Source organism: Parabacteroides massiliensis (assembly GCF_900155425.1).
GTDB classification, from domain to species: domain Bacteria; phylum Bacteroidota; class Bacteroidia; order Bacteroidales; family Tannerellaceae; genus Parabacteroides; species Parabacteroides massiliensis.
Genome location: NZ_LT700191.1, coordinates 60,418 through 77,335 on the forward strand (window position 1 = coordinate 60,418; position 16,918 = coordinate 77,335).

Annotated in this window: 11 protein-coding genes; 3 read left to right on the forward strand and 8 right to left on the reverse strand. The window is 43.4% G+C overall.

Annotated features, from left to right (window positions below):
* Positions 1-312: 312 nt before the first annotated feature.
* Entirely contained in the window at positions 313-852 is a 540-nt protein-coding gene (locus BQ9893_RS11320; RefSeq protein WP_075967338.1) for an RNA polymerase sigma-70 factor, read from the reverse strand.
* A 190-nt stretch (positions 853-1,042) separates the two neighbouring features.
* Positions 1,043-2,263, reverse strand: a complete 1,221-nt coding sequence (locus tag BQ9893_RS11325; RefSeq protein WP_075966158.1) for an alkaline phosphatase family protein — start codon at positions 2,261-2,263, stop codon at positions 1,043-1,045.
* Between the two features lie 194 nt (positions 2,264-2,457).
* Here BQ9893_RS11325 and BQ9893_RS11330 point away from each other — a divergent pair, with 194 nt between their 5' ends.
* Together BQ9893_RS11330 and BQ9893_RS11335 are read left to right on the forward strand one after the other, a co-directional pair.
* Positions 2,458-3,459 carry an alpha/beta hydrolase gene (locus BQ9893_RS11330; protein ID WP_075966159.1) on the forward strand — a complete coding sequence of 334 codons (1,002 nt, stop codon included), beginning with the start codon at positions 2,458-2,460 and terminating at the stop codon, positions 3,457-3,459.
* A 107-nt stretch (positions 3,460-3,566) separates the two neighbouring features.
* Positions 3,567-5,048 carry a capsule assembly Wzi family protein gene (locus BQ9893_RS11335; RefSeq protein WP_075966160.1) on the forward strand — a complete coding sequence of 494 codons (1,482 nt, stop codon included), beginning with the start codon at positions 3,567-3,569 and terminating at the stop codon, positions 5,046-5,048.
* A gap of 1 nt (position 5,049) precedes the next feature.
* Here BQ9893_RS11335 and BQ9893_RS11340 read toward each other — a convergent pair whose 3' ends face one another.
* The gene (locus BQ9893_RS11340) at positions 5,050-5,787 is read right to left on the reverse strand and encodes a lysophospholipid acyltransferase family protein (protein WP_075966161.1); all 738 of its coding nucleotides are present in this window, start codon (positions 5,785-5,787) and stop codon (positions 5,050-5,052) included.
* A 138-nt stretch (positions 5,788-5,925) separates the two neighbouring features.
* On the opposite strand from BQ9893_RS11340, the gene BQ9893_RS21725 reads away from it, so the two are divergent.
* Positions 5,926-6,096: a hypothetical protein gene (locus BQ9893_RS21725; RefSeq protein ID WP_167369869.1), complete on the forward strand. Its 171-nt coding sequence runs from the start codon at positions 5,926-5,928 to the stop codon at positions 6,094-6,096.
* Between the two features lie 64 nt (positions 6,097-6,160).
* On the opposite strand, the gene BQ9893_RS11345 is transcribed toward BQ9893_RS21725, so the two are convergent.
* The 5 genes from BQ9893_RS11345 to rpoB all read right to left on the reverse strand — a co-directional run bounded on the left by BQ9893_RS11345 (position 6,161) and on the right by rpoB (position 16,856).
* Complete coding sequence (locus BQ9893_RS11345) at positions 6,161-6,469, reverse strand: DUF3467 domain-containing protein (RefSeq protein WP_075966162.1); 309 nt, start codon at positions 6,467-6,469, stop codon at positions 6,161-6,163.
* Between the two features lie 337 nt (positions 6,470-6,806).
* Complete coding sequence (locus BQ9893_RS11350; RefSeq protein ID WP_075966163.1) at positions 6,807-7,688, reverse strand: AraC family transcriptional regulator; 882 nt, start codon at positions 7,686-7,688, stop codon at positions 6,807-6,809.
* 5 nt (positions 7,689-7,693) lie between these two features.
* The gene (locus tag BQ9893_RS11355) at positions 7,694-8,557 is read right to left on the reverse strand and encodes an endonuclease/exonuclease/phosphatase family protein (RefSeq protein WP_075966164.1); all 864 of its coding nucleotides are present in this window, start codon (positions 8,555-8,557) and stop codon (positions 7,694-7,696) included.
* A gap of 127 nt (positions 8,558-8,684) precedes the next feature.
* Positions 8,685-12,971 (reverse strand): DNA-directed RNA polymerase subunit beta', encoded by a 4,287-nt coding sequence (gene rpoC / locus BQ9893_RS11360; RefSeq protein ID WP_075966165.1) that lies wholly within the window; start codon positions 12,969-12,971, stop codon positions 8,685-8,687.
* Between the two features lie 72 nt (positions 12,972-13,043).
* Positions 13,044-16,856 (reverse strand): DNA-directed RNA polymerase subunit beta, encoded by a 3,813-nt coding sequence (gene rpoB / locus BQ9893_RS11365; protein WP_075966166.1) that lies wholly within the window; start codon positions 16,854-16,856, stop codon positions 13,044-13,046.
* Positions 16,857-16,918: the final 62 nt, after the last annotated feature.

The following is a 16,918-nucleotide window of genomic DNA, read 5'->3' on the forward strand; positions in this document are numbered from 1 at the left end:
GTTTCTATAAGTAGAGCAACTCATCAAAGAAAAATCCCAACCGTAACAGGACTTTTTTTTACTTACCGGCAAATATTTTTCAACCGCGCCCCACGTTTTTGTGATCCGTACCGTCATGAGCGTCTCAATTCAGTTAAACAAATCCGATAGAACGATACGGTGTATTTGCTATTAGATGCAAGTCTATTTTGTTTTCGACATTGTCGTGTATATATATGACAATGTCGAATATATTCTTGACAACGCCGAATATATTCCCGACAACATCGAATACCGATTACACTTGCATTAAGTAAACGAAACACAAAAGGACTAATTCAAGAATAACAGTATCAAAGGAATATAGTCTTTCAATTTCAAGCGGAGATGGTCATTGGCTTTATTAATGTGATAGTCTACTTTTTGTTGGGAAACGCCTAAGATCGACGCTATTTCTTTCCTTGATTTATAATCCAGACGGTTTAACACAAATATATGGCGAGTCTGCTCCGGCAATTCAGAGAGAGACTCCATGACGATTTTCATTATATCTTTGGAAAAGATCGCGCTGTAGCTTTCGTCTTCCAACGTCTGGATACGGGTCGTGATTTCCCAGTCATGCAACTCCGTATGTTTCTTGCTGTATTCGGCTTCCACCTGGATATGCTTCAGGTAATTCAGGCATTTGTTCTTGACGGACTGCAATATATATCCCAAAACGTCCGTATCGGCAGGTAGTGCCTGCTTGTTTTCCCAATAGTACAACAAAGCATCATGCGTCAGATCCTCGGCCGCCTGCAAATCATTTACGTAATAGAAAGCATATCTTACAAAACGCTGATAGTACGTATTGTAAAAGATGCCAAAATTCATCTCCGAATTAATTTCAAATGGATTTATTATGTCTTTCCGATTCTCCAAGAGCAAGTTGCATATGTTGTTGACATTGCAAATATAACTTCTACAAATGGAATCACCCAAATTCCACCGGATTAATTTTTCCTGTTAACAACAGATGCACTTACTCCGGGACAGGCCGGAAACCGAACACGCCTTTATTATACTATCGTTTCAACCAACGATTCAAATGGTTATTGGGTGTGACCAATACGAATTTATAAAAATTCGATTGGGGAAGGGATGTCAAATCAACCTGATATTTCCGGGTAGCGGCAGGCACGACAGCCACCTTTATCCACTCGTCGGGCTGACCGGTCTTGAACTTGTTGTCGCAGGCGGCATAAACAGCCACCTCGGCCTTTTCTGAAATGCAGTCCCAGGATAGCTCAACCGATTGATCATATGGGGAAGTCCGTAATCCGCAAATATCGACATCCCCGATAAAAGGCATTCCATCCTGTTCCCATAAAACGTCACGAGGAACCTCGAATCCCATAAAGCGACAAATGGAAGGAGCGATATCCGTAATGGCAAGCCGATCGCTCTTAAAATAATCGTTCACGGGAAGATTCGTTGAAATCCAAGTGGTTCGCTCACGTAACGATTGTCCGCCGTGGCTGTGGCCGTTTTCCGTACGGCCGTGATCTGTAGTTACCACTATCATCCATTCTTCGTCGAAATTGGCTTCCCGGTATTTCACGGCTTCCCATATACGAGCAACCTGCTCGTCTGCTTTTCTAACATATTCGTCAAAGAAAGCGCCATTTCCGGCTATGTGTCCAGCGTCATCCGTGTACCACAGATACACCCAGCTCAAATCGGGAGCATCTTCGCGGATGCTCTTGGATGCTTCAAGCGATACTTTCTCGTCATAATCAAAGACATGCAAATCTTTCTCCTTATGAGGGTAACGGATGGTATCCAGGTCATAGCCGTCTTTTACGATGTCTATCTTCAGATGGTTCGTTTCCTCTTTTCCCTCTCCCAGCAACACCGTACGGTTGTCTGTCCAACTTGAATAGATCGCTGTTTTGCAGGGTTGTGGCTGTTCTTTGGCTATACGGAACAGCGTCCAATAATTGTAGTTCGGCTTCAGATTCGAATTGCCTCCCACATTATGCTTGTTAAACCAAGTCGAAGTCAACAGATTGGTATATCCGATAGCGGAAATGGTCGGAGTCTGGGAATAACCGCCTATCTCACCTCCCGTATATGCCCGGCCATAAGCCCCTTTCGAAGCGATTCCGAAGATTGCCGGAGTATGCAAACGCTCAATCTGGTCTGCCGGCACTCCGTCAACTATGACAAATACAGCTTTCCGGCTTTTTGCCGCCAAATGGGAGCAGCAAAAACAGAATAAAAAAAAGTAACACAATGTTTTCATGATGATTATATATTATAATGTATAGATATCTTTCCTTCTCAACCTATTCAAATCCGGTAAGTTTGTTTGCAAATTTAGAAAAAAGATTGATCCGGTCCAGATCCCATCCGAATATAAAAATCAATATCTTTACAATCGTTTATCTACAACAAATATCAAGAAAAACACGTTATAGTAAAAAATAAAAAACGGATATGACACGGAAATTATATTTTACAATTTTATCACTGCTCTTCGTCTCTGCAATTTATGCCCAATACGTTCCGGACGTGCTGGGCGATGGCTACCTGCGCCGGACCATTCAGATGCCGGATGATTACGAGGGAAAAGTTGTCTGTACACTCGTCAAAAAGCCGCAACTTCCGGAAACCAAACAGGCTATCCTGTATATACACGGATATAACGACTACTTCTTCCAGAAGCAATTGGGCGACAGCGTGAATGCTCACGGATACAATTTTTATGCCATGGATCTCCGCAAGTACGGACGTTCGATCCTGCCGAACCAGGATCCTTTTTTCTGCAAAAGCCTGACGGAATATTTTGCTGACCTTGACACGGCCTTGGCCATTATCAGGGAGGAAGGGAACAGCAAAATACTGCTGATGGCGCATTCGACAGGTGGATTGATCACTCCTTACTATCTGAACAGCAAACAGGGAAAACTTCCTGTCGACGGATTGATATTGAACAGTCCTTTCCTGGACTGGAATTTCGGATGGATGATGGAGAAGATCGTGATTCCGGTTGTTTCCTGCATAGGGAAACTGTTCCCCAACCTGACCGTACAGGGATACGGAGATGCTTCGTATGCCCACAGCCTGCTCAAACAGTTCAAAGGAGAATGGGTCTACAATACGGACTGGAAAATGATTAACGGCCATCCGAAAAAAGCCGGGTGGATAAATGCTATACAGGCAGCGCAAAAAAAAGTGCAGAAGGGGATCAGGCTGGATTGCCCGGTTCTGGTAATGTCGTCAGACAAGTCGTTCCCGGAAACGAAAGATTGGAATAATGAATATTTGTCTTCCGACATCGTACTGAACGTACATGATATTCAAAAATACGGGCAGAAACTGGGTAACGCTGTTACGCGCGATACCATACAGAACGGGATGCATGACCTGATATTGTCCGAAAAAGACTCACGAGAACATACATACCGCTCGGTATTCAACTGGTTACAAAACAAATAAACATGGATGATATTTGTATTTTCAGAATGCTTATGCTTCTTTTTGATATAAGATATCGGGCTGTGAGTTTTAATCCTTACCTTTGTCCTCTCTAAAATGAATATGGAATGAAAGCCTTACAGACAATCATTGCAATCGCCGCTCTTTTCTATGTTGCGGATGCTTTTGCACAGACGGAAGAGGTGGAGGATGCGACTTCATACAAAGCCGAAATTTTCGGATCGGCAAGCAGCGGATCGACCACTCCATTCTGGATGGTGAGCAACCGGTACGGGATAGTGCCCTTGGATGCCGGCAACGGTTATCTCAATGCCGGAATCTTTCATCAGCAACATTTCGGAAAAGGATTTCGGTGGAGTGCCGGACTGGATATTATCGCAGCCGTGCCACGTTATCATAATGTATTTGTCCAACAAGTATATGCCGAGTTGGGATACAAGAGTTTGCTCCTAAGTGTGGGGAGCAAAGAAAACCGGCATTCTCTTTGGGATCATTCCCTTAGTTCCGGCGACATGGTTCTTTCTTCCAACGCACGTCCGATTCCGGAGATAAACCTGAGTATGCCGGAGTTTACCGTTATCCCGTTCACAAAAGGCTGGATGCAGGTAAAAGGTGATTTCGCTGTGGGCAAATCTTTTGACACCGGATATCTGGATGATTTCTCCAACGGGAAACAGACGTATGTGAAAGACGTCCTCTGGCACCATAAATCTCTTTATGTCCGTATTCAGGACACACAAGGAAAATTTCCGCTTTCAGGTATCATCGGCGTACAACATTGGGCGCAGTGGGGAGGAACATCCAGCGATCCGAATATCGGCGTGCAACCCCATTCCCTGAAGGATTTTATCCGGGTGTTTTGCGGTAGCGAAGGCGGAAGCAACGCGACATTGTCGGACCAGATCAATGTGCTGGGCAACCACTTCGGTTCATATGATTTCAAGTTGGAATATACGATGCCGACCTGGAAACTGGCGGCTTATCATCAGCGCTATTTCGATGATAAATCGGGAATGATATTCAGGAACGGGACGGACGGACTTTGGGGAACACAATTGGATTTACCGCGTCTTCCTTGGTTGCGGAAGGTCGTAACGGAATATCTGGTCACCCGCAACCAGAGCGGACCGTTCCATTTTATCACTTTCGATCATGACAAGTATCAGGGTCCGGGCGGCGGCGGAGACAATTACTATAATAACGGAGAATATAAAACCGGTTCTTCTTATTTCGGACATGGGATAGGTTCTCCTCTTCTGACTTCTCCCCTATACAACACGAACGGGGATCTCGATTTCAAGAATACACGTGTCCGTGCCTGGCATCTGGCGTTCGAAGGAGAGCTGTCTCCAATGGTTTCCTATCGTCTGAAATATACGCTCATGAACAGTTGGGGAACACATCATGTCCCATTCTCTAACAACAAGAGAAGCAATTCTGGACTGGTCGAGGTCAAATATCGCCATCCTCGCTTGCAGGGTTGGGAATTTACAGGCGCTATAGCCGCAGATGCCGGTTCGCTCTATGGAGACAATATCGGATTCAGCCTAAGTGTCTGCAAGCGTGGCGTTTTAAAATCCTGGAAATAGTTCATTTATACTGATCCCACAAGGCAGACGCGATGATGTTCTGAGTCTTATCAGCCATCTGTTGCAATCCTTTATGGGATGCGTCCATCCCTTCGGTCTGAATAGGCGGATGAATGACCATCTCCATCTTGTGACGGTGAATATTCAACGATCCGATCGGCAATACATCGAAAGGCCCGTTCAAGGTGATCGGCACAATCGGCAAGTGTTGGTCGGCCGCCATCTGGTAAGCTCCTTTCTTAAAACGGATCATCTTCCCGTCGTATGTACGTGAACCTTCCGGAAAGACCACTACCGACGCCCCGTTTTTCAAGCTGCGCTCGGCCTCCAACACACTACGGGCGGCTGTTTTTGGTGTCGAATTATCGACAAAGATAAAACCGGCTGCCCGGCAAGCAGCTCCCACAAACGGGATTTTAGCGATACCGGCTTTCATCACCCATTTGACCGGGACACCTAAAAAACCATATATAAGGAATATATCAAAAGCCCCCTGATGGTTGGCGACAAAAACATAGGATTGTTTCCGGTCGATATTTTCCCGGCCTTTTACTTCCACCGGACAAAGGGCTAAATGGCAAGTCAGCCAGGACCAAATCATTCCCGGATAATAGGCAAATATTTTTTTCCCTCCCAATAGGCAACCGACAATAACCGTAAGAGCCGTCAATATGGTCAATACCACAAAAACAGGAACCACTAACAGCCATAAATAAAGCATATAAAGTATCCGTAGCATATATAACTGTATTATTTTACAAATATAAAAGCTAAATTCAATGGTTTCATCATTTTTGTCCCAAAATATTTTTGCAATCGGGTTATTATTGCTTTATTTGCGGTAGAAAAATAATAATATATAAACATATCTATCACCATGAACGAATTATTGAAAAATCTGGGGGTAATCGTACTCCTTATCGGTGTTATCATTTTGGCTGTACCGGCAATTAACGGAGGATTGTCAAATACTATTCTTCTTACCGGTTTAGGAGTCATTATTCTGGGTTATATCGGTCATATCGTTATAAACAAGAGACTCGAATAATCACGCACTGACAAATAAAAAAGGCCGCTCGAAAGAACGGCCTTTTTTATTTTATGTCCGGAAATCAAGCTTCCCCTTTCATGCCTCCGATGGGAGGGACAAAGTCTTCAAACTTAGCAGTCTTTCCATTGGCTTGTTCTTCAAACTTCGCCAGATTATCCTGCAAAGCAAACAAAAGTCGTTTAGCATTGTCCGGAGTCAGAATAACACGGCTTTTCACCTGCGCTTTCGGTGCACCCGGCACAACACGGATAAAATCCAATATGAACTCGGATGAAGAATGTGATATGATTGCCAGATTTGCATACGTTCCCTGAGCCATCTCTTCAGACAGCTCTACCTGAATTTCATTTGTCGGTTTGTTGTTTTCCATATTTCCTATGTTTGATGATAAATATTATAGGACAAATATACGGATTAAAATCGGAAAGGTATCAAATAAAAAGGGCTACCTTCACAGACAGCCCTTTTTCAGTTGTGTTTTTAATTCTCAATTCTTTAGACCAATGTAAAAAAAATACCTTATTGTGTTTTATATTTATAATTTCAACGCTTAAACTAAGGCTGTTCGTCTTAGTATTTTCTTTGTTTATTCAACATTACAAAGATATGTCTCATGCAATTAATCGCCAAATACTATTTTATCATTATATGATACTATTTCGTCACAACCTATTCTTTTATTCTGTAAATTAGTTTAAAATCATGTTTCAAACTCTAAAACGAGTACGTACATATTTTTCACGATATTCGGTAGGTGTATTACCTTTTCGTCGCTTAAAAGCCCGATTGAAATTCGATAAGTTATTAAAACCGGATTTATAGCATATTTCTGCTATTGTATCACTTGTGTCAATCAAGCGGCAAACAGCTTCTGCTATACGAATGTCATTCAAATTGTCGATAAAAGTTTTTCCTGTCCACTTTTTCAGAAACCGGGTAAGCGATGCTTCACTCATATTTATTAACGAAGCGAGTTCGGACAATAAAACCGGACGTTGATAATTTTCATGCAAAAACAACATGATCGTATCCAAGCGGTCATTATCTATATTGCTGAAATTTTCCACCGTATTGATAGCATTTAACTTGCGTGCCTTTTCATCTAACGACAAAGTCTTGAGCATATCTATTAAACGCAATAAGTTGTGGAATGAATCCGGCTCATCGCTCGATAGCTTTTTCAATTCAGGCTGAATACGCAAAATCATTTCACGGCTAAAAACAAGACCGCATGAGGCTTTCTCAAACATATCCTTAATGGTCTTGAAATGCCGCTTGTTGATAAGGCTATCAAAAAGAGAAGCATGGAACTGGATTGTAATTTCCAAGATATCCGTATTTTGACACTTGTGGTTTGAATAAGCATGCTTGGTTCCGCCCGCAACCAGCAATAGGTCAAGCTCTTCCATCTCCTCTACCGAATCACCAACAATCCGGATCGCACCACCGGCATTCTCCAAATAGTTCAGTTCAAATTCCGGATGTACATGAAGCGGATAGGAAAAACTGCGTTTGGGGCGCTGCATCACAAGAAAACAGTCTTCCTGTGATAGCGGCGTAATTTCTCTTAAGACATCCACGGAACCCATAATTCTTACTGAACAAGTATTCTTGATACAACGGGACAGTGGTCCGAAGGATACAGATTTCCCAAGCTTTCAGCCAAAACACCATGACGAAGTACTTTGATCTTTCCTTTTACAAAAATATAATCGATCCACACACGTTCGTCCAAAGGAATACGCCCATAGTCGTGGAAGGTCCATTCCGGGCCGTAACGCAAGGGGGCTAATGTACGGGTATGTGTCAAATGACGTGGATCTTTTTCATCCGTCAAAACTTTAATCGGATCATCGGTTGGTACAGCATTAAAATCGCCTGTGACAATCACCGGAAGATTTCCGGCAAGCAGCTTTACCTGCTCTAAGACCAAAGAGGCTCCTTCATGCCGGGCGACCTGTCCCATGTGATCCAAATGGGTATTCAAAAAGAAAAACTCTTTTCCAGACTCCTTGTCTTTGAATATCGCCCAAGTGGCAACACGTTCACAAGCGGCATCCCAGCCTTTTTTGCCTACGGCATTCATATCTTCTGCCAACCAAAAATTACCGCTTTTGACAACAGAGAAACGATCCTTTCTGTAAAAAATAGGAGAATATTCACCTTTTGTCTTACCGTCTTCACGTCCCACCCCGACATAACCATAGCCTGGCAAGCGGTCCAATAAATCTGTCAACTGATTATGCAAGACTTCCTGTGCACCAAACATATCGACATCATAAAACTTGATCACATTGGCTGCCAAGTCTTTCCTGTACTCCCACCAGTTAGCTCCGTCTGATTTTGTACTCATCCGGATATTAAAAGACATAACATTCATTTCATTACCAGCATGTTTGGCAAAAACAACATCTGTAGAGATCAGGAGTGCAAATAGATAGAGTAGAACTTTTTTCATATATGATTCATTTTAATTATCAAGATAATACACAAATATAAGAACTCTGATTTTATTAAACAAATAACAGAAAATAAAAAAGGGCTATCGATAATTCGATAACCCTTCTCTTTATTTATTTCGCATTTTACTCATCGTCTCTGTCCATAGCATTGAAGTCTACGACATTCTTACGATTTGCAAAAATACGTTCGAACTCATCTTTAGCTCCGACAACCAACTTGTCGAAATCACGCTGGCCTGTACCGGCCGGGATCAAATGACCGCAGATAACGTTTTCTTTCAAACCTTCCAAACGGTCCACTTTTCCATTGATTGCAGCTTCGTTCAGCACTTTCGTTGTTTCCTGGAAAGACGCGGCAGACATAAAGCTGTTTGTCTGCAAAGCAGCACGGGTGATACCCTGAAGAATCTGGTTAGCCGTAGCAGGAACTGCATCACGAACTTCAACCAACTTCAAGTCACGACGTTTCAACATACTATTCTCGTCTCTCAACTTACGGACAGTCACAATCTGACCAGCCTGCAATGTCTGAGAATCTCCCGGATCCGTCACAACCTTCTTGCCCCAGATACGATCGTTTTCATCCATTACCTCCAACTTATCAACAACTTGCTGCTCCAGGAAGCGAGTGTCACCCGGATCGATGATTTCAACTTTACGCATCATCTGACGGACGATTACCTCGAAATGCTTATCGTTAATTTTCACACCCTGCAGACGGTATACATCCTGGATTTCATTTACGATATATTCTTGCACAGCCGTCGGCCCCATGATTGCCAAAATATCAGACGGAGTAATCGCACCATCAGAAAGCGGCATACCGGCACGGATATAGTCGTTTTCCTGAACAAGCAACTGCTTAGACAATGGCACCATATATTTCTTTACTTCACCCAATTTGGAAGTAACAGTAATTTCACGGTTACCACGTTTGATCTTACCGAAGCCTACTTCACCATCGATTTCAGAAACGACAGCCGGATTAGACGGGTTACGAGCCTCAAACAATTCTGTTACACGAGGCAAACCACCGGTAATATCACCTGCTTTACTTACTGCACGCGGGATCTTAACCAAAACCTCACCAGCCTTCACCATATCACCCTCGTCTTTTACAACGTGAGCACCCAACGGTAATGAATAATTCTTCAGATAATTTCCGTTTTCATCCACGATATGGGCAGCCGGAGCTTTTGTCTTGTCTTTAGATTCAATAATGATCTTTTCTTTCAAACCGGTCGTTTCGTCACTTTCAACAGTGTAAGTAACATTTTCAACCAAACTTTCAAAATCGATCTTACCGGAAACTTCGGATACGATAACAGCGTTGAACGGGTCCCATTCAATGATTACATCACCCTTCTTGATTGTATCTCCATTTTTGAAGAACAATTTGGAACCATAAGGAATATTGTGAGCCAACAGTACAATCTTCGTTGTCGGATCGATGATACGAAGTTCAGCCAAACGGCTGACAACAACCTGAAACTTCTTACCGTTTTCTTCGCTATCCACCGCACGAAGCTCTTCGATTTCCAAGACACCGTCATATTTAGAAGTAATGCTGTTTTCCGTTGCCACGTTAGATGCAATACCACCGACGTGGAATGTACGCAATGTCAACTGAGTACCCGGCTCACCGATTGACTGTGCAGCGATAACACCCACAACCTCACCTTTCTGAACCATCTGATTCGTTGCCAGGTTACGGCCATAACATTTCGCACAAACCCCTTTCTTGGATTCACAAGTCAATACAGAACGGATCTCAACACTTTCGATCGGAGAATCTTCAATCTTTTTAGCTGCATCTTCACGAATTTCTTCACCTGCCCGAACGATTATTTCACCAGTCAACGGATGAATGACATCATGAACAGAGACACGTCCCAGGATACGTTCACCCAAGCTGGCGATCACTTCATCATTATTCTTCAATTCCGTACAAACCAGACCACGTAATGTTCCACAGTCTTCTTCGTTGATGATTACATCATGAGAGACGTCAACCAAACGACGAGTCAAATAACCGGCATCGGCAGTCTTCAAAGCCGTATCGGCCAAACCTTTACGAGCACCGTGAGTAGAGATAAAATACTCCAACACTGACAACCCTTCCTTAAAGTTTGAAAGAATCGGGTTTTCAATGATCTGACCACCTTCAGCTCCACTTTTCTGCGGTTTTGCCATCAAACCACGCATACCGGACAACTGACGAATCTGCTCTTTAGAACCACGGGCTCCAGAATCCATCATCATGTAGATGGAATTGAAACCGTCGTTATCTGCAGTCAGTTGCTTCATCAAAGTATCGGACAACTTGCTGTTGACATGTGTCCAAGTATCGATAATCTGGTTGTAACGTTCGTTGTTGGTGATGAAACCCATGTTATAGTTGTTCATGATCTGTTCAACTTCATCATAACCTTCTTTCACCAATGCCTCTTTTTCAGGCGGGATCAGAACATCAGCCAAGTTGAAGGACAAACCACCCTTGAAGGCCATATAATAACCCAGATTCTTGATATCATCCAAGAATTGAGCCGTACGGGCAACCCCACAAGCCTTAATCACCTTACCGATGATATCGCGGAGTGCTTTCTTACCCAACACTTCATTGATATAACCGACTTCTTCCGGAACAAATTCATTGACCATCAAACGTCCGACAGAAGTTTCAACCATTCTCTTAACCGGATTGCCTTCTTTATCGATGTCGTTTACATACACTTTAATCGGAGCGTGGATATCCACTTTCTTTTCATTATATGCAATCGTTGCTTCTTCCGGCCCGTAGAATACAAGACCTTCGCCCTGTGTTCCCTTACGCAATTTTGTGATGTAGTACAACCCCAACACCATATCCTGGGAAGGAACGGTAATAGGCGCACCGTTAGCCGGGTTCAAAATATTATGAGAAGCAAGCATCAACATCTGTGCTTCCAATACAGCCTCGTTTCCTAAAGGCAAGTGAACTGCCATCTGGTCACCGTCGAAGTCAGCGTTGAATGCCGTACATGCCAACGGATGCAACTGGATAGCTTTACCTTCGATCAGCTTCGGCTGGAATGCCTGGATACCCAGACGGTGCAAAGTCGGTGCACGGTTCAGCAATACCGGATGACCTTTCATTACATACTCCAAAATATCCCAAACCACCGGTTCCTTACGGTCAACGATCTTCTTTGCAGATTTAACCGTCTTTACGATACCGCGTTCGATCAATTTACGGATCACGAAAGGTTTATAAAGTTCGGCTGCCATATTCTTCGGCAGACCGCATTCATGCATTTTCAATTCAGGACCTACGACGATAACCGAACGAGCCGAATAGTCAACACGCTTACCCAACAAGTTTTGGCGGAAACGACCTTGTTTACCTTTCAAGCTGTCAGAGAGAGACTTCAGCGGACGGTTAGCATCCGTCTTAACAGCACTCGACTTACGAGAGTTGTCGAACAAAGAGTCCACAGCTTCCTGAAGCATACGTTTTTCATTACGCAGAATTACTTCGGGAGCTTTAATATCGATTAATCGTTTCAGACGGTTATTACGGATAATAACACGACGATACAGATCATTCAAATCGGAAGTTGCGAAACGTCCACCATCCAGCGGAACCAACGGACGCAGTTCCGGCGGAATAACCGGTACAACCTTTACGATCATCCATTCCGGTTTGTTACGTCCTCTGGATGCACGGAAAGATTCTACGACCTGCAAACGTTTCAAAGCTTCGTTCTTACGTTGCTGCGAACCGTCTGTACTTGCGCGATGGCGCAATTCGTAGGACAAAGAATCCAAGTCCAAGCGAGCCAACAAATCATAGATAGCTTCAGCACCGATCTTTGCAATAAACTTATTCGGATCCGTATCTTCCAACATCTGGTTTTCCTTTGGCAGGTTATCCAGAATCTGCAAATATTCTTCTTCCGAAAGCAAGTCTAATTCAGCAACAGTGTCTACACACCCCGGCTGAATCACCACATAACGTTCGTAATAGATAATAGAATCCAGTTTCTTGGTCGGCAATCCTAACAAGTAACCGATTTTATTGGGCAGGGAACGAAAATACCAGATATGAGCGACAGGAACAACCAAGTGAATGTGTCCCATACGTTCACGACGCACTTTTTTCTCTGTAACTTCCACCCCGCAACGATCGCAGACAATACCTTTATAACGAATACGCTTGTATTTACCGCAATGGCATTCATAGTCCTTGATCGGACCGAAAATACGTTCGCAGAAAAGACCGTCACGTTCAGGTTTGTACGTACGATAGTTAATCGTTTCCGGTTTCAAAACTTCACCACTGGAGTTTTCAAGAATTTCTTCAGGGGAAGCCAGACCGATGGTTATTTTTGAAAAGTTACTCTTTATCTTGTTTTCTTTTCTAAAGGCCATATTTTTTATTTATAAAGAGTTATCAATGAATAAGCAGATGGGCAGAACCCATCCACTTATATTGTTTTTGAATTAATCCAAAGTAAAGCTTAAACCAAGACCTCTCAGCTCATGCAGCAATACGTTCAGTGATTCGGGAATACCCGGTTGTGGCATCGGATCACCCTTCACTATTGCTTCGTAAGCCTTAGAACGTCCGACAACGTCGTCAGACTTGATCGTAAGAATTTCCTGAAGAACATGTGCAGCACCGAAAGCTTCCAGTGCCCAGACTTCCATCTCTCCGAAACGCTGACCACCAAACTGAGCCTTACCACCCAGAGGTTGCTGAGTAATAAGAGAGTACGGACCGATTGAACGAGCGTGCATCTTATCATCAACCATGTGACCCAACTTCAAGAAGTAAGTAACCCCCACTGTAGCCGGCTGGTCAAAACGTTCACCGGTTCCACCGTCATACAGGTAGCTCTTACCGTAGCGAGGTAATCCGGCTTTGTCTGTCCATTCGTTCATATCATCCAAAGTCGCACCGTCGAAAATAGGAGTTGCAAATTTAACTCCCATCGTACGGCCTGCCCAACCTAATACAGCTTCAAAAATCTGTCCCAAGTTCATACGGGAAGGCACACCCAGCGGGTTCAAACAGATATCAACCGGAGTTCCGTCTTCCAGGAACGGCATATCTTCCTGACGGACAATCTTGGAAACAATACCCTTGTTACCATGACGACCCGCCATCTTATCACCGACCTGGATCTTACGTTTTTTAGCAATATAAACCTTAGCCATCTGAACAATGCCTGTCGGCAGTTCATCACCGATCGTAAGGTCGAATTTCTTACGTCTCAGCTCAGCATCCAGCTCCTTATATTTCTTCAGATAGTTCAGGATCACCTGTTTGATAAGTTCATTCTTATCAGCATCGGCGGTCCATTTGCTTACCTGGATAGAATTATAATCCAATTCTTCCAGAGCCTTGCGAGAGAACTTGACTCCTTTCGCAATGATCTCTGTATTCATATAGTCTTTAACCCCCTGAGAAACTTTGCCATTAGTCAAAACCAACAATTTGTCGACCAACAGATTCTTCAGGTCAGCCATCTTCATTTCGTATTCTTCATCCAACTTAGGCAGAATAGCCTTATCTGTCAGTCTGGATTTACGTTTCTTGATAGCTTTAGAGAATAAAGCAGTTTCAATAACAACACCACGAAGAGACGGAGTAGCCTTCAAAGAAGCATCCTTCACGTCGCCGGCCTTGTCACCAAAGATCGCACGAAGCAATTTTTCTTCAGGAGAAGGATCGGATTCACCTTTCGGAGTAATCTTACCGATCAAAATATCACCCGGTTCGATGCGAGCACCTACACGTACAATACCTCTTTCATCCAAATCCTTAGTTGCTTCTTCGCTGACATTCGGGATATCGGATGTCAATTCTTCCATACCACGCTTCGTTTCACGAACTTCCAAAATGTATTCGTCAACATGGACTGAAGTAAAGAAGTCTTCACGAACCATACGTTCGTTCAGAACAATAGCATCCTCATAGTTGTAACCCTTCCACGGCATATACGCCACTTTCACGTTACGTCCCAATGCCAACTCGCCATTCTGAGTAGAGTAACCTTCCGTCAGAATATCGCCGGCCTTCACACGCTGACCGCGGTGACAGATCGGACGCAAATCGACTGTCGTACTTTGGTTCGTTTTACGCCATTTCGGAATATTGTATGTTTTAACCGAATCTTCGAAGCTTACAAATTCTTCATCTTCGGAACGATCATACTTAATCTTGATACAAGTCGCATCCACAAACACAACTTCACCTTCACGTTCAGCCATGATCTGAGTACGCGAATCGCGAGCAACCTGTGCTTCGATGCCTGTACCTACAATCGGAGCATCCGTACGCAACAAAGGAACTGCCTGGCGCATCATGTTAGATCCCATCAATGCACGGTTGGCATCATCGTGTTCCAAGAACGGGATCAAAGAGGCCGCAATAGAAGCAATCTGCTGCGGAGCGACGTCCATCAAGTCGATTTCCGTAGGAGGAACGACCGGGAAATCAGCTTCAAAACGAGCTTTAACTCTATCACGAATAAACTTGCCGTTATCATCCAACGGAGCATTACCCTGGGCAATCGTCAGTTCTTCCTCTTCCTCTGCTGTATAATACTGTAAACCTTCTTCGGAAAAGTCAACCTTACCATCGACAACCTTACGGTACGGGGTGGATATAAAACCAAGATCATTAATCTTGGCATACACACACAGAGAAGAGATCAAACCAATATTCGGTCCTTCAGGAGTTTCAATTGGACAAAGACGTCCATAATGCGTATAGTGTACGTCACGAACCTCAAATCCGGCACGTTCACGAGACAAACCGCCCGGTCCCAATGCAGATAAACGACGTTTGTGTGTAATTTCAGCCAGCGGATTCGTCTGGTCCATAAACTGAGACAAAGCATTCGTACCGAAGAATGAGTTAACGACAGACGAAATAGTCTTCGCGTTAATCAAATCAATCGGAGTAAACACTTCATTGTCGCGCACGTTCATACGCTCACGAACAGTACGAGACATACGAGCCAAACCGATGCCGAACTGGTTGTACAGCTGTTCACCCACCGTACGCACACGGCGGTTGCTCAAGTGGTCGATATCATCAACGATCGCTTTCGAGTTGATCAACTCAATCAGATATTTGATGATCTCGATTATATCTTCTTTTGTCAAAACCTTAATATCATTGCTGGTAGTAAGGTTCAACTTCTTATTAATTCTGTAACGGCCAACTTCACCTAAATCATAACGCTTTTCAGAGAAGAACAGGTTCTGAATGACTTCACGGGCACTTGCTTCATCTGCAGGTTCTGCATTTCGCAACTGCCGGTAAATATACAGGACAGCTTCCTTTTCAGAGTTACTGGGGTCTTTCTGGAGCGTATTATAGATAATAGCATAATCTGAAAGATTCTGGTCTTCGCGGTGCAACAGAATGTTCTGCGTACCAGATTCCAGTATAGCCTCAATATTGTCGCTATCAAGAACCGACTCACGGTCGATGATAACATCGTTACGTTCAATAGAAACGACCTCACCGGTATCTTCATCTACGAAATCTTCCACCCAAGTCTTCAAAACACGGGCAGCCAATTTACGACCGATCAACTTTTTCAAGTTAGCCTTCGATACTTTTACTTCTTCAGCCAGATTAAAGATTTCGAGAATGTCTTTATCGCTTTCAAAACCAATAGCCCTTAAAAGGGTAGTTACAGGTAATTTCTTTTTACGGTCGATGTAAGCATACATCACATTGTTGATGTCTGTAGCGAACTCGATCCAGGAACCTTTAAAAGGAATAATACGTGCCGAATACAACTTCGTACCATTAGCATGTGTACTTTGTCCGAAGAACACACCCGGTGAACGGTGCAATTGTGAAACCACAACACGCTCTGCACCATTTATCACGAAAGTACCTCTTTCCGTCATGTACGGAATCGGCCCCAAATACACATCCTGTATCACCGTGTCGAAATCTTCGTGGTCAGGATCTGTACAATACAGTTTTAACTTCGCTTTTAAAGGCACACTATAGGTTAACCCACGCGCAATACATTCATCAATCGTATAGCGAGGCGGATCTATATAGTAATCTAAGAACTCCAACACAAAATTGTTACGTGTATCTGCTATCGGGAAATTCTCGGCAAATACCTTATACAATCCCTCCTTTTTTCTCTTTTCAGGAGGTGTGTCAAGTTGAAGAAAGTCTTGGAATGACTTCAATTGTACTTCGAGAAAGTCCGGATATGGGAACTGATTTTTGATCGAAGCAAAATTAACTCTTTGGTTTTCAGCTGTTGAAGACATCTAGTAAGGAATTTATTGAACTTATTGAAATTATAGACACAAAAAGGTTAAGAATCTCCTTT